This window comes from Nisaea sp., from assembly GCF_034670185.1.
Lineage (GTDB): Bacteria > Pseudomonadota > Alphaproteobacteria > Thalassobaculales > Thalassobaculaceae > Nisaea.
Genome location: NZ_JAXMNY010000002.1, coordinates 764,419 through 786,345, shown reverse-complemented (window position 1 = coordinate 786,345; position 21,927 = coordinate 764,419). Strand labels below are relative to the sequence as shown.

General features: G+C 60.8%; 23 protein-coding genes. 16 read left to right on the top strand and 7 right to left on the bottom strand.

Annotated features, from left to right (window positions below; genetic code table 11):
* Window positions 1-180: 180 nt before the first annotated feature.
* Entirely contained in the window at window positions 181-918 is a 738-nt protein-coding gene (locus VOI22_RS13325; protein WP_323796949.1) for a hypothetical protein, read from the top strand.
* Here VOI22_RS13325 and VOI22_RS13320 read toward each other — a convergent pair.
* Together VOI22_RS13320 and ubiA are read right to left on the bottom strand one after the other, a co-directional pair.
* Complete coding sequence (locus tag VOI22_RS13320; protein ID WP_323796948.1) at window positions 899-1,627, bottom strand: class I SAM-dependent methyltransferase; 729 nt, start codon at window positions 1,625-1,627, stop codon at window positions 899-901. The two genes, VOI22_RS13325 and VOI22_RS13320, sit on opposite strands and share 20 nt — an antisense overlap.
* Window positions 1,624-2,535, bottom strand: coding sequence for a 4-hydroxybenzoate octaprenyltransferase (gene ubiA, locus VOI22_RS13315; protein ID WP_323796947.1), 912 nt, complete (start codon window positions 2,533-2,535; stop codon window positions 1,624-1,626). Before ubiA ends, VOI22_RS13320 begins: the two co-directional genes overlap by 4 nt.
* A gap of 83 nt (window positions 2,536-2,618) precedes the next feature.
* On the opposite strand from ubiA, the gene VOI22_RS13310 reads away from it, so the two are divergent.
* Genes VOI22_RS13310 through VOI22_RS13300 form a run of 3 tightly spaced genes read left to right on the top strand, consistent with a single transcriptional unit; the run spans window position 2,619 to window position 5,807 of the window.
* Entirely contained in the window at window positions 2,619-3,389 is a 771-nt protein-coding gene (locus VOI22_RS13310; RefSeq protein ID WP_323796946.1) for a 16S rRNA (uracil(1498)-N(3))-methyltransferase, read from the top strand.
* A gap of 54 nt (window positions 3,390-3,443) precedes the next feature.
* Window positions 3,444-4,811: a glutamate--cysteine ligase gene (locus VOI22_RS13305; RefSeq protein WP_323796945.1), complete on the top strand. Its 1,368-nt coding sequence runs from the start codon at window positions 3,444-3,446 to the stop codon at window positions 4,809-4,811.
* A 60-nt stretch (window positions 4,812-4,871) separates the two neighbouring features.
* Complete coding sequence (locus VOI22_RS13300; RefSeq protein ID WP_323796944.1) at window positions 4,872-5,807, top strand: DMT family transporter; 936 nt, start codon at window positions 4,872-4,874, stop codon at window positions 5,805-5,807.
* Between the two features lie 21 nt (window positions 5,808-5,828).
* Here VOI22_RS13300 and VOI22_RS13295 read toward each other — a convergent pair whose 3' ends face one another.
* From VOI22_RS13295 to tldD, 3 genes are all read right to left on the bottom strand, one after another.
* Complete coding sequence (locus tag VOI22_RS13295) at window positions 5,829-7,283, bottom strand: methyl-accepting chemotaxis protein (RefSeq protein ID WP_323796943.1); 1,455 nt, start codon at window positions 7,281-7,283, stop codon at window positions 5,829-5,831.
* Between the two features lie 2 nt (window positions 7,284-7,285).
* Window positions 7,286-7,624, bottom strand: coding sequence for a hypothetical protein (locus VOI22_RS13290; RefSeq protein ID WP_323796942.1), 339 nt, complete (start codon window positions 7,622-7,624; stop codon window positions 7,286-7,288).
* A 122-nt stretch (window positions 7,625-7,746) separates the two neighbouring features.
* Complete coding sequence (gene tldD / locus VOI22_RS13285) at window positions 7,747-9,180, bottom strand: metalloprotease TldD (RefSeq protein ID WP_028467524.1); 1,434 nt, start codon at window positions 9,178-9,180, stop codon at window positions 7,747-7,749.
* A gap of 298 nt (window positions 9,181-9,478) precedes the next feature.
* Between tldD and coxB the strand changes: the two genes are divergently transcribed.
* The 9 genes from coxB to VOI22_RS13240 all read left to right on the top strand — a co-directional run bounded on the left by coxB (window position 9,479) and on the right by VOI22_RS13240 (window position 17,241).
* A complete protein-coding gene (gene coxB / locus VOI22_RS13280) occupies window positions 9,479-10,336 on the top strand; it encodes a cytochrome c oxidase subunit II (RefSeq protein WP_323796941.1) in 858 nt (285 codons plus the stop codon).
* Between the two features lie 28 nt (window positions 10,337-10,364).
* Window positions 10,365-11,951 (top strand): cytochrome c oxidase subunit I, encoded by a 1,587-nt coding sequence (ctaD, locus tag VOI22_RS13275; RefSeq protein ID WP_028467526.1) that lies wholly within the window; start codon window positions 10,365-10,367, stop codon window positions 11,949-11,951.
* Window positions 11,952-12,007: 56 nt separating this feature from the next.
* The gene (locus tag VOI22_RS13270) at window positions 12,008-12,925 is read left to right on the top strand and encodes a heme o synthase (RefSeq protein WP_416366237.1); all 918 of its coding nucleotides are present in this window, start codon (window positions 12,008-12,010) and stop codon (window positions 12,923-12,925) included.
* Window positions 12,926-12,929: 4 nt separating this feature from the next.
* Complete coding sequence (locus tag VOI22_RS13265) at window positions 12,930-13,067, top strand: hypothetical protein (RefSeq protein ID WP_169721249.1); 138 nt, start codon at window positions 12,930-12,932, stop codon at window positions 13,065-13,067.
* Between the two features lie 3 nt (window positions 13,068-13,070).
* Window positions 13,071-13,682: a cytochrome c oxidase assembly protein gene (locus VOI22_RS13260; RefSeq protein WP_323796940.1), complete on the top strand. Its 612-nt coding sequence runs from the start codon at window positions 13,071-13,073 to the stop codon at window positions 13,680-13,682.
* 47 nt (window positions 13,683-13,729) lie between these two features.
* Entirely contained in the window at window positions 13,730-14,515 is a 786-nt protein-coding gene (locus VOI22_RS13255; RefSeq protein WP_323796939.1) for a cytochrome c oxidase subunit 3, read from the top strand.
* 33 nt (window positions 14,516-14,548) lie between these two features.
* Window positions 14,549-14,923 (top strand): DUF983 domain-containing protein, encoded by a 375-nt coding sequence (locus VOI22_RS13250; protein WP_323796938.1) that lies wholly within the window; start codon window positions 14,549-14,551, stop codon window positions 14,921-14,923.
* A gap of 100 nt (window positions 14,924-15,023) precedes the next feature.
* Window positions 15,024-15,755, top strand: a complete 732-nt coding sequence (locus VOI22_RS13245; RefSeq protein ID WP_323796937.1) for an SURF1 family protein — start codon at window positions 15,024-15,026, stop codon at window positions 15,753-15,755.
* The gene (locus tag VOI22_RS13240; protein ID WP_323796936.1) at window positions 15,748-17,241 is read left to right on the top strand and encodes a carboxypeptidase M32; all 1,494 of its coding nucleotides are present in this window, start codon (window positions 15,748-15,750) and stop codon (window positions 17,239-17,241) included. The genes VOI22_RS13245 and VOI22_RS13240 overlap by 8 nt, the downstream gene beginning before the upstream one ends.
* A 26-nt stretch (window positions 17,242-17,267) precedes the next feature.
* Here the strand turns inward: VOI22_RS13240 and VOI22_RS13235 are convergent, their stop codons facing one another.
* Complete coding sequence (locus VOI22_RS13235) at window positions 17,268-17,558, bottom strand: DUF6356 family protein (protein ID WP_323796935.1); 291 nt, start codon at window positions 17,556-17,558, stop codon at window positions 17,268-17,270.
* A gap of 96 nt (window positions 17,559-17,654) precedes the next feature.
* Here VOI22_RS13235 and VOI22_RS13230 point away from each other — a divergent pair, with 96 nt between their 5' ends.
* Window positions 17,655-18,122, top strand: a complete 468-nt coding sequence (locus tag VOI22_RS13230; RefSeq protein ID WP_205620721.1) for an Lrp/AsnC family transcriptional regulator — start codon at window positions 17,655-17,657, stop codon at window positions 18,120-18,122.
* Here the strand turns inward: VOI22_RS13230 and VOI22_RS13225 are convergent.
* Complete coding sequence (locus tag VOI22_RS13225) at window positions 18,119-19,015, bottom strand: NAD(P)-dependent oxidoreductase (protein ID WP_323796934.1); 897 nt, start codon at window positions 19,013-19,015, stop codon at window positions 18,119-18,121. The two genes, VOI22_RS13230 and VOI22_RS13225, sit on opposite strands and share 4 nt — an antisense overlap.
* A gap of 109 nt (window positions 19,016-19,124) precedes the next feature.
* On the opposite strand from VOI22_RS13225, the gene thrC reads away from it, so the two are divergent.
* Both thrC and VOI22_RS13215 read left to right on the top strand, forming a co-directional pair.
* Window positions 19,125-20,549 (top strand): threonine synthase, encoded by a 1,425-nt coding sequence (thrC, locus tag VOI22_RS13220; protein ID WP_323796933.1) that lies wholly within the window; start codon window positions 19,125-19,127, stop codon window positions 20,547-20,549.
* Window positions 20,546-21,817: a pitrilysin family protein gene (locus VOI22_RS13215; protein ID WP_323796932.1), complete on the top strand. Its 1,272-nt coding sequence runs from the start codon at window positions 20,546-20,548 to the stop codon at window positions 21,815-21,817. The genes thrC and VOI22_RS13215 overlap by 4 nt, the downstream gene beginning before the upstream one ends.
* Window positions 21,818-21,927 lie beyond the last annotated feature (110 nt).

Here is a 21,927-nt window from a genome sequence, read left to right as displayed (position 1 = left end):
CATAAAGTTGATGAATACGATATGGTGATACTAAAAAATCCTAAAAGGATTATTAGGTAAACAGTTCGCCGGTGTTTTCTGTCTTTGTGAGGTGTCAATGCTGGTTGAGCTTCAATTAAATAAATCAAATCGGATGTCGTCTATTTGTATGCACGAGTACCGGGAGGTAGTATTTCAGCAATGACGATTGAGCGTTCACCTGAGCACAGTCTGCGGCGCGCTTACGGTTATCCCTATCCGGCGCCGAGCCACGATTATCTGTTCGCGGACGGCCGAGTTGAAGCGCTTCCGGCGGATCCGGATCTCGGGAACCGGCAGCCGGTCATCGCCGTCGGCTCGAACCGGGCGCCGGAACAATTGGCGAGAAAGTTCGGCGACATGGGCGAGAGCACAATCCCGGTCACCTGGGCCTGGATGCATGGTTATGACGTGGTCTATTGCGCCCATCTTGCCGGATACGGCTCCGTGCCCGCCACGCTCCACGGTAGTCCCGGGACCGAGGTTCGGGTGGCGGTCACTTGGCTGACCGAGGCGCAGCTGGAGCGGATGCACGAGACCGAGAATGTCGGCGCCAGTTATGTCTATGGAACATTCGATCCGGACGCGATCAATCTCGGTGACGGTCGGCCGGCGATGCGGGCGGGTTGCTATATAACAAAATGCGGCGCGCTCGCGCTGGATGGCGCGCCGGTCGCGTTGGCCGAGATCGAGGCGAAGGGACGGCAGTTTAAGAGTCTGCCCCAGGCGGCAAAACTAGCGCTTCTGCATGGCATGTTCGGCGATCACCCGGAGGAGGCCGCATGGGTCTTGTCTCTGTTGGGCGAGGAGAACCGGCCGCGCCGGGCGCATCTGACGGAGCGGCTCTCTGAAAAAACAGTTCCGTTCGACGATCCGCGTTTCAGGGTGATTCTGGGGTAGACCCCGCGGCAGCCTTGGCCGAACCGGTCAGCCGCCAGACGGCGGTTCTCCGCAGCTCCGAATCCTCGATCTCAAGGGATACCGGTACGTCATAGTGCGCGCAGAGCGCGATACCGCCGATCGGCTGATATGTTCGCCCTGGATCGCCGACCAGTACCAAAGCACCCGCATCCGCGTGACGTTGCAGCCAGGCCTGCATGCGGTCGGACATGCTCCGCTCGTAGCAGATGTCCCCGGCAAGCACGGTGTCGTAGAGCGGCCCGCCATCCTCGGCCATAACCGGCTCATCCAGCATGTCCCGGATTGCGATGGTCAGCCCTGCCTGCAGCCCGTTTGTTTCCGCATTCAGGGCGATTGCCGTCGCGGCGACGGGATCGGTGTCGTTGGCAATGACGGTTGCGGCCGACGCCCAAAGTGCGGCCAGCCCGACCATGCCGGAGCCTGCGCCGACATCGAGGACGCGCTTGCCGGCGACGAGCGGAGCGTTGTCGATGACGTAGCGCGCGACGGCCTGTCCTCCAGCCCAGGGGAAGGCCCAGTAGGGCGGCGGCAGGCCGTTCTGCTCCAGCTCCGTCTCGGTGGCTTGCCAGAGCGTTGTCGCTTCTGTGGCCAGATGCAGTGTTAGTTCGGGGATCAGGGGAGGCGAGATGGCTTCGGTGTTGCGGAGGATGAAATCCGTTGTGATGAGCTTCGTGCCCCCGGCGGTCATCCGGCCAGTATTGCCGCGGTAACGATCCAGCCGAAGTATCTGTTCGATTTGAATTTCACGAGGCAGTCCTTTGGGTCGTCGATATCGATGGTGCGTATCTGCCAGAGCAGCTGCGCACCGGCGGCGGCAAGTCCCAGATAGAACGGCCAGCCAAGCCCGATCAGCCAGCCGCTTGCCGCGATCCCGGCCAGTGTCAGCGGATAGACAGCCCAGAGAAAAGGCACGGTTCGCGCGCCGAGCGCAAGGGCGGATGATTTCACGCCGATCAGGACGTCGTCTTCCTTGTCCTGATGGGCGTAGATCGTATCGTATCCGAGGGTCCAGATGATGCCTGCGCAATAAAGCACGCTGTTGGCGATATCGACATCGCCGGTGACCGCGGCCCACCCCATCAGCGCACCCCAGTTGAAGGTCAGGCCGAGCACGAATTGCGGCCAGTAGGTGATGCGCTTGAACAGCGGGTAGGTGACCACGAGCACGAGCACCAGGACGCCGAGCACCCAGCAGGTCTGGTTCAGTTGCAGCAGGATCAGCAGCCCGGCGCAGAGTTGCGCGGCAAGGAAGACGAGAGCCTGGCGGACGGAAAGATCGCCGTTTGCTATCGGCCGCTCCACGGTGCGCGCGACCTGACTGTCGAAATCGCGATCCCAGAGATCGTTGATGGTGCAGCCGGCCCCCCGCATGATCACAGCGCCGACACTGAACAGTATATAAAGCCAGAGCAGATCGAGCGGCGGCAGAGCCTGCTCCGTTGCCTGCCAGCCGAGGGCAAGACCCCACCAGCAAGGCAACAATAACAACCAGGTGCCGATTGGCCGATCCAGCCGCATCAGTCTCGCATAAGGCTGTGCGCTCGGGGGCAGAAGCCGGTCCACCCAGTCATTGCGTGCAATATCGCTTGCGGTCATGGTGGCTTCTGCATAAACCGGGCGGCACTCCGGAGCAAGGACCGGACGGCGGCAGCAAATTGCCGCCCAGAACGCGAGGCCGGATGAGTGAGAAGATCGAGACCCGTCTGTTTGTGACTGCCGACCTTACCGTGGATGGTTCGGTCGGACTTGAAACCAGTCAGACGCATTATCTGAAGAACGTCCTGCGCCTGGCGCCCGGCGCGCATGTTGCCCTGTTCAACGGCCGCGACGGCGAGTGGACTGCGCGAATCGACAGTATTGGCAAGAACGCGACCTCTCTGTCTCTCATCGAACAGCGCCGCCCGCAGCGCGACGAGCCGGATATCTGGCTGGTTTTCGCGCCGATCAAACGGGCTCGCATTGATTTTACCGCCCAGAAAGCGACCGAGCTTGGCGCTTCCGTGCTCTGGCCGGTTATTACCAAACATACGCAGGTCGAGCGGGTGAATACCGACCGGCTGCTGGCCAACGCGACGGAGGCGGCCGAGCAGACAGCCCGGCTGAGTGTCCCGGAAATCCGCGAGCCGGTGCGCTTCGACGCGCTGCTGGAAGCATGGCCGGAGGCACGGCCGCTGATCGTTTGCGATGAGACCGGGGCCGGAACGCCTGTCGCCACCGTGTTCTCGAACCCGCCTTTCAAGGGGGGAACCCCCTGTGGATTGCTGATAGGACCAGAAGGGGGTTTTGCCGATCATGAACTTGACCGGCTCCGCCAAAGTTCCTTTGTTACATCGGTAAGTCTAGGACCGCGGTTGCTGCGTTCCGACACGGCGGCGCTCGCAGCGCTGGCCTGTTGGCAGGCGGTGGCGGGGGATTGGACCCTGAAACGTCCCGAGGGACTCGATCTTTAAACCTGAATTTGTGCCCATCGGCACACTGATTCGACTGATCCCACCGGAGGAAACATGTCCCGTCCCCCAGGCTCCCAAGGCGAGCCCATCGCCAGCAAGGCGCAGCTCGTCGAGGATCTCGAATCCGGCTGCACGCCGCGCGCCGGCTGGCGCATCGGCACGGAGCACGAGAAGTTTCCGTTCCGCCTCAGTGATCACAAGCGCTTGCCTTATTTCGGCAAGGACGGCATCGGCGCCATTTTGAATGGGCTGGTCGACAAGTTTGGCTGGGATCCCATCTATGAGGGCGAGAACGTCGTTGCCCTGACCCATGGGGGCTGCGCCATCACGCTGGAGCCGGGCGGGCAGTTCGAGCTGTCCGGCGCGCCGCTGGAGACCCTGCATCAGACTTGCGACGAGGTGCACACGCATCTGGCGCAGATCAAGGAGGTCAATGCTGAACTCGGCGTCGGCATGCTGGGTGCGGGGTTTGATCCGACATCGACGCGTGCAGATATCGAGTTCATGCCCAAAGGCCGCTATGTGGTCATGAGTGCCCACATGCAGAAGGTCGGTACCCTCGGCCTCGACATGATGAAGCGGACCTGCACCGTGCAGGGAAACTACGATTTCGAGAGCGAAGCGGACATGGTGCAGAAGTTCCGCATCAGTGTCGCCCTGCAACCGATCGCCACGGCCCTGTTCGCCAATTCGCCCTTCACGGAGGGCAAGCCGAACGGCTTCAAGAGCTATCGCTCCCATGTCTGGACCGACACGGACCCGGCTCGCTGCGGCATGCTGCCTTTCGTCTTCGACGACGGTTTCGGGTTCGAGCGCTATGTCGACTATATGCTCGATGTGCCGATGTATTTCCTCTACCGGGATGGCGATTATCAGGACGTTGCGGGCAAGAGTTTCCGCGATTTCATGGCGGGCAGGCTTGAAGGCTATGAAGGACAGACCGCCTTCATGGGTGACTGGACCGATCACATGACGACCAGTTTCCCGGAAGTCCGGCTGAAGAAATATATCGAGATGCGCGGTGCCGATACCGGCCCCTGGCGCAACATCTGCGCGTTGCCTGCGCTCTGGACCGGTATCCTCTATGACAGCGATTCCCAGCAGGCGGCGGCCGACATGATTGCCGACTGGACCGTGGAGGAAATGTCGGCATTGCGGGACGCGGTGCCGAAGCATGCCCTGCAGGCCCCGTTCCGGAACGGCACCGTTCAGGATCTCGCCAAGCGGATGATCGAGATTTCCCGGCACGGCCTGAAGCGCCGGGCTCGAATCGATGCGGCGGGTAATGATGAGAGCGGCTTCCTGAACTGGCTGCAGGATGTCGCCGAATCAGGCAAGACCTCGGCGGATCATCTGCTCGATCTCTATCACGGTGAGTGGAACGGCTCGGTCGATCCGATCTTCGAATTCCAGCGCTATTAATCGCGACAGGTTCGCCAAATGCGGCCTGCATGTGCGGGCTGCGGCCCTGAAGGGATGTCCATGACCGGACTGCCGGACGACCGGGCCGCGACCGGGCGAGGTATTGCCCTGATGGTTGCCGGGATCTTCGTGGTCTCGGTGATGGATGCTCTGATCAAGTGGCTGACGGCCTCGTATCCGAGCATCCAGATTGTGATGCTGCGCTCTCTGTTTGGGCTGATACCGCTCTTTGTTATTGTCTCTTTTTGGGGCGGTGTTGCCGCGCTGCGGACGCGGCGCCCGGGCATTCAATTGCTGCGTGCTGCGTTCGGAGCCAGCGCCATGGTCGGGTTTTTCCATGCGCTTTCCGTTCTTGGACTTGCCGAGACGGTAACTCTCGCATTCTCTTCGCCACTCTTCGTCACGCTGCTCTCAATGCCGGTATTGGGAGAGCGCGTCGGGCCGAGGCGGCTGTCCGCAACGATTGTCGGTTTCGTCGGTGTGGTGATCGTGGTCAGGCCTGGCGCCGAAATCTTCAACTTTGATGCCTTGATTCCGATCGCAGCCTCGTTTTGCTTTGCTATGACCATGTTGCTCGCGCGGCGCATATCCTCGACAGAGACCAGCGTATCTATGACCTTTTACACGACCCTCGCCGGTCTCGTGGCCGGGACTGCTGGTACGCTCTGGGCTTCCGGAACACCATCCGGCTGGATAGCGCCGCTGCCTGCCGATTGGGGATTATTCCTGATGTTGGGATTGCTTGGCGGGGTCGGCCAGTTTCTTGTGACGTCCTCTTTCCGGCATGCGGAGGCAGCGGTCATCGCTCCCTTCGAATATACCGCGCTGATCTGGGCCACACTCTTCGGATTGGCGCTTTGGAATGAGATTCCGGATGGCATGACACTGCTTGGTGGCGCCATCGTGATTGGCGCGGGGCTCTATATTGGCTACCGGGAAACCCGCCTCGGTAAAAAGACAGAAGGCCCCGGCGCGATGCCGGGGCCTTCTCCGTGATATATGTAAGGCCCAGTCGGCCTAGGTTTTGATTTTACTCAGGAACCCGTCGATTTCGGAACGCAGACGCCCGGTGTCCTCGGTAAGCTTTTCCGACGCTGAGAGCATCAGCCGGGCCGCCTCGCCACTGCGGGTGCTTTCGTCATTCAGGATGCTCATGCCCTGAGAGGCATTGTTGCTGCGCTCGCTGGCCATGGCGACCTGATTGGAGATCTCGTTCGTCGCAGCAACCTGTTCTTCGATGGCTGCGGCAATGCCGGCTGAAATCTCATCCACCTTTGCCACGGTTTTGACAATGGTGGAGATCGCGTCCACCGCCTGATTGGATTCCTGCTGGATCGCCTGGATCTGGGCGGAAATCGTTTCGGTCGCCTCAGCAGTCTGGGACGCGAGGTTCTTCACCTCGGTGGCAACGACGGCAAAGCCCTTGCCGGCTTCCCCGGCCCGGGCCGCCTCGATGGTGGCGTTCAGGGCCAGCAGGTTGGTCTGCTCGGCGATATCGGTGATCAGCTTCAGGAATTCGGAGATCTTCTCGATCGCCTTGGCGAGCCCGGAAACAGTATCGTTGGTCTGGTTTGCCTGATCGACAGCCTGCCTTGTGACGGCACTGGACTCAGCGACCCGCTGGCCGATCTCGGAGAAGGAGCTGGCCAACTCGCCCGCAACCTCGGAGGCCATGCGCACATTGTCGGCGGCGGATGCGGTGTTTTCGTTCGCGGCTTGCGACTGCGTGACCAGGGACGATGCGACGGAGTTCATGTCGCCCGCATTCTTGCTCAGTTCCGACGTGGTGTTGGAGACGGTCATGGCAATCGAGCCAACTGACTGTGAGAAGGAATCGGCAAGAGCCGACATTTCCTGAGCCTTCTGGGCCGCCATCTGGCGGTCCTGCTCCATCCGCTCCTGGCTGAGACGCTCGGCTTCCGCTTTCGCGGCCTCCGCTTCGCGCAGGGCCGCGTCGGATGTGTTGAAAGCATTGGCGACTGTGATTGCCAGCCAGCCGACGATCACGGCCTCGACGATGACGATGACCGCATGAACGATGACCCGTCCGAAATCGGCGCCATCGGGGAAAATCCACGCCGGAAAGGCAAAGTTCAGGCCGATGTGATGCACCGCCACCGCCGCCGTGGCGGCGATGACTGCCCGGATATCGCAAAGCGTCGTCAGGATCGCGAGGCAGGCGAAATAATACATATGCACGTCGATCTGCCAGGCGTGACCTTCGAACTGGAGCACGATCAGGGAGACCATGACCATGATCCCGACAGCCTGCAGCATGCGTGTCGATGCTGCGTGCGGCGCCTTCCAGCTTGCGATGCCGCAAACTGCAGCGGTCGCGACAGCGCCGATGGCCGGGGCAATCAAATGCGTGCCCAGCATCAGCCCGAAGGCAAGTACCAGCAGAACATGGACGGCGATGAAAAGGGCCATGAACTTGACAGCCCGTGCGCGAATTAACTCGAGCGCATTCATTCTCAGGTCTCCTTTTGGAACAATCGTCGTGCGTTGCCGGTGACGCCGGCGCAGCCGAACAGGGCGGCAGGGGCAACTACGGCCCAAGCTCCGGCATGCTTCAGTTGTTGAGCGTCGTCAGGCGTTTCCAGCCTGACGAGTGCGACGGAGTCGATGCCGCCATGACGCAGCATTCTTCCGCCCGCGGCCGAGACCGCGCCAAGAATTTCGGTTTTGTTGAGCCATGGCGGGAAGATTGCCGCAGCGGTCTGTCCAGCTGCCACCGGTGTTGTCAGCATCAGGCCAGCTATGAAAAGGCTGCTGAACAACAGCAAGAGTGATGCGGCCAAGGCGTCACGCAATTTTCGGCTCCTATTTGGATTTCATGCCTCGAAGCAGGGGCGATGAATCTAACAAAGCCGAAATATGCTCCTAATAAACCTAAATTTTTATTAACCAGTACGTAGGACCAAGAGGTTCGTTCCTACATGGCGGTGCCACCAATGGTAACGCCGGTCATCTTGAGGGTCGGCTGGCCGACGCCAACGGGAACGCCCTGTCCGCTCTTGCCGCAGGTACCGATACCCTCGTCAAGCGCAAGGTCATTGCCGATCATGGTGATCCGGCCCATGGCGTCCGGGCCGTTGCCGATCAGGGTCGCACCTTTCACCGGCGCGCCGAGTTTGCCGTTCTCGATCAGGTAAGCCTCGCTTGCCGAGAAAACGAACTTGCCCGACGTGATGTCGACTTGTCCGCCGGCGAAATTCACCGCGTAGAGGCCGTTCTTCACCGAGGCGAGAATTTCGCCGGGGTCTTTGTCGCCGGCTTCCATGAAGGTGTTGGTCATGCGCGGCATCGGGGCGTGGGCGAAGCTCTGACGGCGGCCGTTGCCGGTCGGCTCCATGCCCATCAGTCGGGCGTTCTGCCGGTCCTGCATATAGCCAACGAGGATGCCATCCTCGATCAGCACGTTCCGGCGGCTGCGGGTGCCTTCGTCGTCGATGCTGATGGAGCCGCGACGGTCATGCATCGTGCCGTCATCGACGACAGTCACGCCCTTTGCCGCGACCTGCTGGCCCATCATGCCGGAGAAGGTTGAGGTTTTCTTGCGGTTGAAGTCACCTTCAAGGCCGTGTCCGACGGCCTCGTGCAGCATGACGCCGGGCCACCCGCTGCCGAGAACGACTTCCATCTCTCCGGCAGGCGCGGCGACCGACGCGAGGTTTACTTCGGCGATGCGGAACGCCTCGTCGACCTGGGCCTTCCAGTTTTCCGGCGTCATGTACTGGTCATAGGTGACCCGACCACCGGCGCCGGAGCTGCCGGTTTCCATGCGATCGCCATCGGCCAGCACGACGGAAATATTGAGCCGCACCAAGGGGCGAATATCGGCAACGCGATGACCACCGGCGCGGATAATCTGCACAGCCTGCCAGGAGCCGGCCAGCGACGCGCTTACCTGTTTGACACGGGGGTCCCTGGCCCGGGCATAGGCGTCGATTTCCTTCAGGAGATCGACCTTGTCGCCGAAGGCGGTCAGGGCCAGCGGATTGTCGTCTGTATAAAGAATCGCGTTGCTTGCGGCGGGCGGAGCGGCAAGCGTCCCGCCATAGCCTCTGCTGACGGCGGATACCGTGTCGGCGGCGCGTCTGATCGCATCTTCCGAGATATCCGAGGCATGGGCATATCCGTGCGCCTCGCCAGCGATAGCCCGGAGGCCGAAGCCCTGGGTCGAGTCGAAGGAAGCGTTTTTCAGACGGCCATCATCAAAGGCAAGGCTCTCGCTCTGGCGGTATTCAAGGAAGAGCTCGCCATCGTCGGCGCCGTGCAGCGCGTCGTCGACGACCTGACCGACCCGCGAAAGCTCAAGGCCGCCGCGCTGGAAGAAGATTTCGTCGGTCTTGCTGAGATCGCCCATAGCGTCTGCTCCTTCTGGGCCCGCCTAAAAGCCGGGCCGACAGTTTGTTCAATATCTACCCGATAGCATATGGGCTTAACGGCGACAAAGTCACGGCGCGGGAAGCCGTGTTTTTGTCGCCGTCTTCAACCGCATGGGGGCGCGTCACTTCGTCGCGGATCGTCGACGATACAATCAAAATTGGTCGATTTGTCTTCCCGCAATGAGTCGGAAAGTGTATTTCGATAAACTTGTGAAGGGTCGCGCCTAGCGCTAAAAACGGCCCCGCGTACTAAAAAACTTGGAGAGAGCGGAGATCATGAGGCTTTTCAACCGGGCAATCTCCAGCCTCGCGTACATCGCGGCGCTGCCCTTTTTGTTGATCGCCGGGCTTGTATTGCCGGCCGGCGCCGAGGAAATCCGTCTGCCTGAGCCTTACCAGTTGGGCTTACAGGACCCGGTATCGCCCGTCGGGGTCCGGATCGGTGAATTCCACGATTTTCTTCTGTGGGTGATTTTCGCCACCGGCATCTTCGTCTTCCTGCTCCTGGTGTATGTGTGCATTCGGTATCGCGCGTCTGCGAACCCGAACCCGTCACGCACCTCGCACAACACACTGATCGAAATTCTCTGGACTGCCGTTCCGGTCATTATCCTTGTGGTGATCGCGGTCCCGTCCTTCAAGAACCTCTACTATCTTGATCGGGCGGTTGATCCGGACATGACGATAACGGTCACCGGTAACCAGTGGTACTGGAACTACCAGTATCCGGACGAGGAAATCGCTTTCGACAGCTATCTGCTGGAAGGTGATGATCTCGCGAAGGTGAACGGCATTCGTCTGCTCGATGTGGACAATCCCCTTGTTGTACCGACCGGCAAGAAGATCCAGGTCCTGGTGACCAGTAACGACGTGTTCCACTCGTTCTTCGTGCCGTCTGCCGTCGTGCAAGTTTACGCGATCGGCGGTCGTACCAACGAGACCTGGATGCAGTTCGACAAGGAAGGCACTTTCTACGGTCAGTGCAACCAGATCTGCGGTCCCCGGCACGCCTACATGCCGATCGTCGTGAAGGCGGTCTCGGAAGAGGCGTATAAGGAATGGCTGGAAGAAGCCAAGGAACGCTTTGCAATGAGCGACGACGCGCCGGTCCGCGTTGCGCTCAGCACCAACTAAAACAATCACGCTATTGGGAGAGACCGATATGAGTGCCGCTCACGCTCACGCTGATGATCATGGGGCGCCGACGGGTATCCGGCGCTGGTTGTATTCGACCAACCATAAAGACATCGGCACGATGTACCTGATCTTCTCGGTGATCGCCGGGTTGATTGGTGGAGCCATGTCCATCTACATGCGGATGGAGCTTCAGGACCCTGGTGTCCAGTATATGGAGAACGGTCAGGTCTGGAACGTGTTCACCACGGCCCACGGTCTGATCATGGTGTTCTTCGTGGTTATGCCGGGTCTCATCGGTGGTTTCGGCAACTGGTTCGTGCCGCTGATGATCGGCGCGCCGGACATGGCCTTCCCGCGGATGAACAACATCAGCTTCTGGCTTCTGATTCCGGCCTTCCTGCTGCTGTTCCTGTCGGTTTTCGCCGACGGTGGCGCAGGTGTCGGCTGGACCATCTACCCGCCGATGTCGAGCAAGCTCGGAACGCCTGGTCCGTCGATGGACATGGCGATCCTGTCGCTGCACCTTGCCGGTGCATCCTCGATTCTCGGCGCCAGTAACTTCATCACCACGATCTTCAACATGCGTGCTCCGGGCATGACGCTGCACAAGATGCCGCTGTTTGTCTGGTCCATGCTGATCACCGCCTTCCTGCTGCTGCTGGCGCTTCCGGTTCTTGCCGGTGCCATCACCATGCTGCTGACGGACCGTAATTTCGGTACTGCCTTCTTCGATCCGTCAGGCGGCGGCGATCCGATCCTGTTCCTGCACCTGTTCTGGTTCTTCGGACACCCGGAAGTCTACATCATGATCCTGCCGGCTTTCGGCATTGTCAGCCATGTGGTGTCGACCTTCTCCCGCAAGCCGATCTTCGGCTATCTGGGTATGGCCTACGCGATGCTTTCTATCGGTTTCGTCGGGTTCATCGTCTGGGCGCATCACATGTACACAGTGGGGCTGGATGTTGACACAAGGGCCTACTTTACCGCGGCGACCATGGTCATCGCGGTGCCGACAGGCGTGAAGATCTTCTCCTGGATCGCGACCATGTGGGGGGGCTCGATCTCCTTCCGTGTTCCGATGATCTGGGCGATCGGCTTCATCTTCCTCTTCACCGTTGGTGGCGTAACCGGTGTCGTGCTCGCCAATGCCGGTGTCGATGTGGTGCTGCACAACACCTATTACGTCATCGCGCATTTCCATTATGTGCTGTCGCTGGGTGCGGTATTCGCGATCTTCTGCGGGTTCTATTACTGGTTCCCAAAAATGACCGGCTACCACTACAGCGGCTTCCTCGCCCGTCTGCATTTCTGGCTGATGTTCATCGGCGCCAACGTGACCTTCTTCCCGATGCATTTCCTCGGGCTGGCAGGTATGCCGCGTCGTTACATCGACTATCCGGATGCCTTGCACGGCTGGAACACTGTGGCTTCCTACGGCGCCTACATGGGCGGTCTGGCGACCATCGTCTTCCTGATCGTCGTGATCGAAGCCTTCATCACGAAGCGCAAGGCGGATGCCAACCCGTGGGGCGAAAGCGCGGACACTCTGGAATGGACCGTGTCCTCTCCGCCGCCGTTCCATACATTCGACGAGCTGCCGCGGATCAAATGATCCGCGGCGCCTCGGCGGCGTTATGAAGACGGACCGGAGCAAGAAAGGTTCCTTGCGTGTCTGATACGTCCATCGAAATAAAAGCGGCGGCACCGACCGCCGCTTCCGCGTCTCAGGCGATCCGGGATTACGTATCGCTGCTGAAGCCGCGTGTGATGTCTCTGGTTGTCTTCACCGGATTTGCAGGACTGTATCTTGCGCCGGGTGAACTCAACGCTGGTCTGGCGGCCATCGCGGTGCTCTGCATTGCGATCGGTGCCGGGGCCTCAGGTGCCATCAACATGTGGTACGACCGGGATATCGACGCGGTGATGACCCGCACCCGCGGCCGTCCGATTCCGACCGGGAAGGTCGGCGCGGACGAGGCGCTTGCGTTCGGCGTCATCCTGTCCGGTATGTCGGTCATGATCATGGGGCTGGCGACCAACTGGGTCGCGGCGGCATTGCTGGCCGGCACCATCGGTTTCTATGTCTTTATCTACACCATGTGGCTGAAGCGGCGGACGCCGCAGAACATCGTCATTGGCGGTGCGTCCGGCGCCTTGCCTCCGGTGATAGGCTGGGCTGCGGTGACCGGCGACGTGACGGCCCTGCCGCTGGTCATGTTCCTGATTATCTTCATGTGGACCCCGCCGCATTTCTGGGCGCTGTCGCTCTATCGCTCCGGCGATTACGAGGCGGCGGGCGTGCCGATGCTGCCGGTTGTCTCAGGTCGGCGGGAAACCCAGAAGCAGATCCTGATCTATACTCTTTTGCTGGTGCCGATCACATTGTTGCCGGTGGCATTCGAGACAGTTGGCATGCTGACATACGGACTGCCCGCGGCCGCTTTCGGGGTGGTGTTCATGCTCTCCGCCTGGCAGGTGTTCCGGGATGCCAGCGAGAAGAACTGCCGACGTCTGTTCGGCTTTTCGATCCTCTATCTGTTTGTTCTCTTTACGCTGCTGATCATCGATCAGGCAGCGGGGGTTTAAGGCGATGAGCGAAGAGCAAAAGCCGAGTACGCGGGAAGAACTCTACACACGCAAGCGCGGCAAGAATCTCGCGATTCTTGCCTGTATCGCGGTCTTCGCCATTCTGTTTTATGTCATCACCATCTTGAGGATGGGGGGCTGAGCCATGCAGAAGTCGTCCCGGCAGAAACGCAGTAACGCGCGCATTGCCCTGCTTCTGGCGGGTGTTGTGGTCTGCATGGTTGGCGTCTCTTTTGCCTCGGTACCGCTTTATGACCTGTTCTGCCGGGTGACCGGCTTTGGTGGCACGACGCAGATCGCGGACCAGGACGCGGCCGAAATTCTCGAGCGCAAGGTGACGGTCCGGTTCAATGCCAGTGTGCAGCCGGACCTCAAATGGCGCTTCAAGCCCGCGCAGAAAGCCATCGAAACGCGGGTCGGGGAAACCCAGCTTGCGTTCTACGAGGCGGTCAATCTCGGCGACGAGCCCGTGGTTGCGACGGCGGTTTTCAACGTGTCGCCCGATAAGGCGGGGCTATATTTCGACAAGATCGACTGCTTTTGCTTCACCGAACAGGTCCTGAAGCCGGGTGAGCGGGTCGATATGCCGGTCTCGTTCTATATCGACCCGGAGATGGACAAGGACGTGAAGATGGATGGGGTGACCACGATCACCCTCTCCTACACATTCTATAAAGCCCAGGATCAATCCGCGGCGAAGGCCGCCCGGGAACAGGCGAATGCCGGGACTCGCGGCAATGCGGATATCAAGGGATAATCGAGGAGAGTAAGGCGCGACAAGCGCCGGACTGAAGGGGAAAGATAATGAGCGGACATCCACAACATTCCTTCCATCTGGTAGAGCCCAGCCCGTGGCCCTTTGTCGGTGCCATGTCTGGTTTCATCGCCGCTGTCGGCGGTATCATGTACATGCATGAGATGGCGTTCGGCGGTTCAATCCTGATCGTCGGATTGCTGGCCATCATCGCGACCATGTACTTCTGGTGGCGCGATATCGTACGCGAGGCGGAATATCAGGGCCATCACAACCACGTTGTGCAGCTTGGCATGCGCTACGGCATGATCCTGTTCATCGCTTCAGAAGTTATGTTTTTTGCCGCGTTCTTCTGGGCATTCTTCGACAGCGCGCTGTATCCGGATACAGGTGTGTGGCCGCCGGAAGGCATTGTCACGTTCAATGCATTTGACCTGCCCTTGATCAACACCATGGTCCTGTTGCTGTCTGGCTGCACCGTGACCTGGGCGCATCACGCGCTGATCGAGAACAAGCGGGACCAGTTCCAACTCGGTCTCGGCCTCACGGTTTTGCTCGGCATCCTCTTTACCGCTCTGCAGGCTTACGAATACAGCCACGCCGCGTTCGGTTTCACTGATGGCATCTACGCCTCGACCTTCTATCTGGCGACGGGCTTCCACGGCTTCCACGTGATCATCGGCACCACCTTCCTCGCCGTCTGCTGGTTCCGCGGCCGGGCCGGTCATTTCAAGCCCGACCACCATTTCGGCTTCGAGGCGGCTGCCTGGTACTGGCACTTCGTCGACGTCGTCTGGCTGTTCCTGTTCGTCTGCGTCTACTGGTGGGGCGGCTGATCCAGCAAAGACGGGGATAGCGGAGGAAACGCCGTGAGCGACCCTTATTATCCTCCGCAATCGCCGTTCTCGACCGGGCTGGCCTGCCGATGTCCGCGCTGCGGCAAGGGCAGCCTGTTCGAGGGGTTCCTGACCGTTCGGGATACCTGTTCGATTTGCGGTCTCGATCTGAAAAATGAAGACAGCGGCGATGGTCCGGCTGTCTTCATTATTTTCGTCCTGGGCGCCACGGTTGTGCCCATCGCCCTCTGGTTCGAAACACTGTTCGCGCCTCCGCTCTGGGTTCATGCCCTGCTCTGGAGCGTGGTGGTCCTGGGCGGCACGATCGCGCTCTTGCGGCCTTTGAAGGCTTTCACGATCGCCCTGCAATACAAACACAAGACACCGAACCGGCCCCCGGGTGACTAGTCAGGGCGGCTAGTCCGGGACTGGGCAAAATACCGTCCGCGGCCTATGGTCCGGCTCGGCCCCAATGTCCCCGGTTTGCGTGCAACGTCTGGAAAAAAGAATGTTCGGCAATCGCAGGTTCCGTCCCACTTTCTGGGCAACCTTCTTCACGATCATTTCCGTGGCCTTCATGCTGAGCCTCAGCTACTGGCAGCTGGAACGGCTTGCCTGGAAGAGCAATCTGATCGACCAGTTCGAGAGCCGGGTCGAGGCGCCGCCGGTCGCCCTCCCCGACAGCATCGATGCTATCGAGAACTGGCGCTACAAGCGGGTCCGGCTTGAAGGCACCTATCTGCATGACAAGGAACTGCTGGTCACCGGCAAGCCATTCAAGGGCAATGCCGGTTTCCATCTGATCACGCCGATGAAGCTGGTGGACGGCCGTACCGTGCTGGTGAACCGGGGTTGGATTCAGCTCAAGAGGCAAGGCCCTGTCGATACAGCTCCCATGCATGTCGAGGGCGTTCAGACGGTCGACGGCCTGATCCGGCAGGATCGGCTGAAAGGCTATTTCGTGCCCGACAACGAGCCGGATAACGAGGTTTGGCTTTATGTCGACACGGCGGAGATGGCTGCGACCAGGGATCTTGGTCCGGTGCTGCCCTATTATGTGGACCGGCTGCGCGATCCCGGGCCGCTGAACATGCCGATCGGCGCCGAAAGCAAGATCCATGTCCGGAATGAGCATCTGAGCTATGCCGCCACCTGGGCCTTGCTCGCGCTGACTCTCATCGTCATCTATGTGATCTATCACTTCAAACCCGAAGACGAGACGGAGTCCGGCCGTGACTGACAGCGCCTACGCAGCCCTTGAGAAACGTTTCAAACGATACTCCGCTATCTCCGGAGCGAGCGGGGTTCTCGGCTGGGATCAGGAAACCATGATGCCGTCGGGCGGCGCGGAAGCGCGTGCCGAGCAGTTGGCGACGCTCGATGTGCTGCAGCATGAATTGCTGGCAACTCCGGCCGTCTCCGATGAGCTGGCGCGGGCGGAAGCAGACAGCGCTGCGCTTGACCCGATGCAGCAGGCGAACCTGCGGGAAATGCGCCGAATCCATACCAACGAAACCGTCGCGCCAGCCGATCTGGTGGAAGCCCGGTCCAGGGCGACCTCCGCCTGCGTTGTCGCCTGGCGCGATGCCCGCGCCAAGGACGATTTCTCCGCTGTCGCCGGCAAGCTCGCCACGGTGCTTGAGCTGACCCGCGAATATGGTGCGATCAAAGCCGAGAAGCTCGGCTGCGGTCTCTACGATGCCTTGATCGACAGCTACGAGCCCGGCGGCACCATGGCCTGGATCGATCCGGTCTTCACACGATTGAAGGCTGAGTTACCGGGACTGATGGAGAAAATCCTGGAGGGGCAGGCCGCAGGCCCGGCGCCCCTGAGCCCGGAAGGTCCGTTCCCCGCCGCGAAGCAGAAGCAACTTGGCGCGCGCGTGATGCGCGCACTCGGTTTCGATTTTGCGCATGGCCGGCTCGATGAAAGCGCACACCCCTTCACTGGTGGTATTCCGGACGATGTCCGCATCACGACACGCTATTCCGAGGATGATTTCAGCCGCGCCCTGATGGGGGTAATCCACGAGACCGGACATGCTCTCTATGAACGGGGCCTGCCAGTGGAATGGCGCAACCAGCCGGTCGGGTCCTCCCGCGGTATGGTGATGCATGAAAGCCAGTCCCTGCTGATGGAGATGCAGGCGTGCCGCGCGCCGGCTTTCTATCGGTTCTTGGCGCCGCTTGCGGCGGAGGTCCTGCATACCGGCGGCCCCGCAATGACGCCGGAGAATCTGAACCTGCTTGGCCACAGAGTGGCGCGCGGGCTGATCCGGGTCGACGCGGACGAGGTGACCTACCCGCTGCATGTCATGCTGCGCTACGATCTGGAAAAGGCCCTGCTCTCCGGTGATCTCGCGCTGAAGGATCTGCCGGGCGCATGGCGTGATGGCATGAAGGCGTCGCTCGGTGTGGCGCCCGAAGACGACCGGGACGGCTGCCTGCAGGATATCCACTGGTATCACGGCTCGTTCGGTTATTTCCCGACCTATACGCTCGGCGCGCTTGCCGCTGCCCAACTCTTCAAGGCGGCACACGACGCATTGCCGGATCTGGATGAGCGTATCGCAGCAGGTGATTTCTCAAGCCTGCTGGCCTGGCTCATCGAGAATGTCCATTCGGTCGGCAGTGCGAAGACAACGGACGAAATCATCAGCGCCGCAACCGGTGCGCCGCTCTCGGCGGATGCATTCCTTGGTCACCTGAACGAGCGTTATCTCTAACCGGTAACTCTTCCTCGGATAGAGATCTATTCGGCCGGTTGCTGGCTGAGTTCGGTGTGGTTCTTTTCCATCACGGCATGCCGTGCGCCGGAGGACATCCGGCCATAGAGCCGGGCGATGGTCTTGCTGCCGGTCCGGGTGCAGAGGAACGGGAACAGGCCGTGCACCATGCAGGCAAGACCGCCAAGGATCATTGCGCCACCGGTAGAGGTGGCAAATCCGAAATGCTGCCAGTAGCTCTCGCCGACCGATTGCGGATGGCTGGTGAAGAATTTGAAGATCATGGCGGCGCCCCGGATTGAATGTGGAAGTCGCATTCATTCTGGCCCGGAATCGTGGCAAAAAGTTTGCTATTTTCCTCAAGTATCCTCTCTGTGTTAGAATAATTTTCTAACATATGCGGATAATATGGAATGAAGATCGACGAGACAGACCGGCGTATCCTCGCCCTGTTGCAGGAGAATGCTGATCTCTCCGTGGCGGAGATCGGCACCCGTGTCGGCCTGTCCTCAACACCTTGCTGGCGGCGTATCCAGAATCTCGAAAAGCAGGGTGTGATCCGGAAGAAGGTGGCTCTGCTGGATCGCCGTGCGGTCGACGTGCCACTTACTGTCTTCGTCATGATCCGTACCAGCCAGCATAGCGATGTCTGGCTGGAGAAATTCGCCAAGGGCGTCTCGGAAATCCCGGAAGTTCTGGAATTCTACCGCATGAGCGGGACCGTCGATTATCTGCTCCGCGTCGTTGTCCCGAGCGTGGAGACCTATGACGCGGTCTACAAACGTTTGATCTCGATCGCTGACCTGGCCGAAGTCAGCTCTAGCTTCGCGATGGAAGAGATCAAGTACACGACGGCCTTGCCGCTTGGTTATGCTGGCTAGGAGCGCCGCTCTCGCAGCGCGTCGGCGAGCCGGGTGACCAGATCATCGAGAGTGGTGCCCATGGTCCGGTTCTCAACCACCTCCTTGCCGAGCGGGGTGCTTTCGACGAAGCGGTAGACATCCGCCACACCCTCGAAGGTCTTCGGCGTCAGGCCGGCATCGCCATAGGTTTTGGCGATCTCCTCCATCTCGCCGACCCAGCGGTAGGCTTTCGGCGGCATGCCGGGCAGGCTGCCGGCCAGGCTTCTCAGAAGATTTGCCTGTGCGCCCTCCAGCTCTGCACGGAACGCAGGGCCGACCCCTTCCAGCTCCGCCGTGACGAAGCTCTGGATGCCAAGTGCCTGCACGCCCTTGGTCAGGGTCGCGAAACACATTTTCAGGGCTGAGGCGGCGCCGATCTCATCGCCGAGCGGACGGATGTCGAGGGCGGGACAGAGGGCCGTAAGGGCATCCGCGCCATGGCCGCTCAGATAGATGCGCGGGCTGGGCCGTCCCGGATAGGGCGGGCCGCCGATAATGCCGCCATCGAGGAAGCCGATACCGGCCGCTTCCGCTGTCGCCTGAAGCTGCCGGGCCGTGGAAGGAGCGACCGCGTTGAGATCGGTAATCAGCGCCTTCGGTTTGGTGCCGAGTGCACCCGCCGCCATAGCCATGCGGGTGACGAAGCTCGCCGCCTGATCCGGCGGCATGATGGAGAAGATCGCATCGCATTCGGTGAGCAAAGCGGCGTCGGAGCCAAGATCCTCGATCCCTGCTTTTTTTGCCAAAGCGCGGCTTCGATCGGAGCGGCCTTCGAGGTTGGTGACGACCCGGATTCCGGCTTCGCCGAGCCGCTGGCCGATTGCGTGTCCCATGTCCCCGGGCGTCATGATTCCGACAGTTTCGATGGCCATGCAGAGCGTCCCGGTTTGTGTCATATCCCGACAGAGCCGGTATTGTTGCAAGAACCCAGCGCCACCGCTAGGTTGCGTCCTTTCGAACAGCGAAAAAGAGACGGCGGACGTGCGCTATATCAGCACCCGGGGCAAGGCCCCTGAACTCGGTTTCGAAGACGTACTCCTGACGGGCCTCGCCCGCGACGGCGGGCTCTATGTCCCGAAGACATGGCCGACACTCACTCCGGCGGACCTGAAACGGCTCGCCGGGCTGTCCTATGCCGAGACCGCGTTCGAGGTTTGCCGCCTGTTCACTGGCGACGCCTTCGACGACGCGACGCTGAAGGGCATCATGGACGAGGTCTATGGCAGCTTCGAGCACAGCGCCGTGGCGCCGCTGAAGCAACTTGATGGCAATCTCTGGATGATGGAGCTGTTCCACGGCCCGACGCTGGCTTTCAAGGACTATGCGATGCAGGTCCTTGGGCGGATGTTCGATCATGTGCTGACCAAACGCGGCGAGAAGGTCACCATCGTCGGTGCCACCTCGGGCGATACAGGTTCGGCCGCTATCGAGGCGTTCCGCGACAGCGCCAATGCCGAGATCTTTATCTTCTTCCCGAAGGGGCGGGTCTCTCCGGTGCAGCAGCACCAGATGACGACGGTGAAAGCGCCGAACGTCCACGCCATTGCGCTGGAAGGCACATTCGACGATTGCCAGGACATGGTGAAGGCGCTGTTCAACGACATCGCCTTCCGGGACAAACACAATCTGTCCGGCGTGAACTCGATCAACTGGGCCCGCATCCTGCCGCAGGTGGTCTATTACGTGACCTCCGCGCTGAGCATCGGTGCCACGGTGGAACGGCCGGTCTCCTTCGTCGTGCCGACCGGGAATTTCGGCAATATCTTCGCCGCCTATGCCGCCAAGCAGATGGGCCTGCCGATCGACCGAATGGTTGTGGCGACGAACCAGAACGACATCCTGTCCCGCTTCCTCGCTTCCGGAGAGATGAAGCTGGAAGGCGTGCAGCCTTCGATCAGCCCGAGCATGGATATCCAGGTTTCCAGCAATTTCGAGCGTTACCTGTTCGACCTCTATGACCGGGACGGCGCGGCGGTAACCGAAGCGCTCTCAAGCTTTCGCGAGACGGGCCACTTCTCGGTCTCCCAGGGCATGCTGGATCGCGCCCGGGCCGAATTCGATGGCTTCCGGACCGACGAGGCCGGGACCAAAGCGACCATCAAGGCGATCTATGAGGAGACGGGCGAGATCACCGATCCGCATTCGGCAGTCTCTCTTGGTGCCGCACGACAGGCCCGCGAAAGCGGCGCCATCGGCACCGATATGCCGATGATCTCTCTTGCCTGCGCCCATCCGGCAAAGTTCCCGGATGCTGTCGAGTCCGCTATCGGCCTGCGCCCGGCGCTACCGCCCCGGCTGGCTGACCTGCTTGAGCGTGAAGAGCGTATGACCGTGCTCGCCAATGACTACGGGACTGTCAGCACCCATATAGCAGGCATCGTCAAGACCAAGGAGAACGCTGCATGAGCGGCGACATGGACGGCATCAAGATCACTGAACTCGCCAACGGCGCCCGTGTGGTGACCGACAAGATGGCCAGCGTCGAGAGCGTTTCTCTCGGCGCCTGGCTGAATGTCGGCACCCGGCACGAGGTCGCGGCCGAGAACGGTGTGGCGCACCTGCTGGAGCACATGGTGTTCAAGGGCACCAGGCGCCGCTCGGCGCTTCAGATTGCCGAGGAGATCGAGGCGGTCGGCGGGCACATGAATGCCTACACGGCGCGGGAGCAGACAGCCTATTACGCCAAGGTGCTCAAGGAAGACGTATCGCTGGGCGTTGATGTCATCTCGGACATTCTGGTGAACTCGACCTTCGACGAGCAGGAACTGACCCGCGAACGGTCCGTGATCATCCAGGAGATCGGCCAGGCGGCGGACACGCCGGACGATATCATCTTCGATTATTTCCAGGAAACCGCCTATCCGGATCAGGCCATGGGCCGCCCGGTGCTGGGTCGGTCGGAGATTGTCCAAGGGATGAGCCGGGACGGCATCATGGCCTTCATCAACGAGAATTACGCGGGCGACAGTCTGGTCTTCTCCGCCGCCGGTGCCGTCGATCATGACGCGGTGGTGGCCGAGGTCGAGCGCGGTTTCGGCACGCTCGGCGCGCAGACGGCCGCGAAGACCGAACCGGCCGCATACAAGGGTGGCGAGATCCGGGTCGAAAAGGATCTGGAACAGCTGCACCTGCTGCTCGGTTTTGAAGGTATGGGCTTTCACGACGAGGATTTCTACGCCCAGCAGGTGCTTTCCATGCTGTTCGGCGGCGGCATGTCCTCGCGCCTGTTCCAGGAAATTCGCGAGAAGCGTGGGCTGGTCTATTCCATCTATTCCTTCAGTGCGGCCTACCACGATAGCGGCATGTTCTCGATCTATGCCGGGACGGGCGAGAAGGAATCGATCGAACTGATGCCGGTGGTCTGCGACGAGCTGATGGATGTCGCGGCAAATGTTTCCGAGGAAGAGGTGGAGCGCGCCCGCACCCAGCTTCGTTCCGGTCTGCTGATGAGCCGGGAGAGCACCTCGAACCGGTGCGAGCAACTGGCCCAGCACATGCTGGTCTATGGCCGCCCGGTGTCGGTGCCCGAGCTTGTTGCAAAGGTCGATGCGGTCGACACGGCGGCGATCCTCCGGGTGGCGGCGCGGCTACTCAAGAGCACGCCGACCCTGGCTGCTCTCGGCCCGACCGGGAGCCTTGAATCCTATGACAAGATTTGCGCCCGGCTGAACTGACCGGCTCGGCGCCGACCTCCCCTCAAGACTTTCGGACCCGTGCGGCAAGCCGCGCCGCACGGCGGTTCCGCTTGCCATCCGCACGGTTAACAGGAAAAATGACGCTGTAA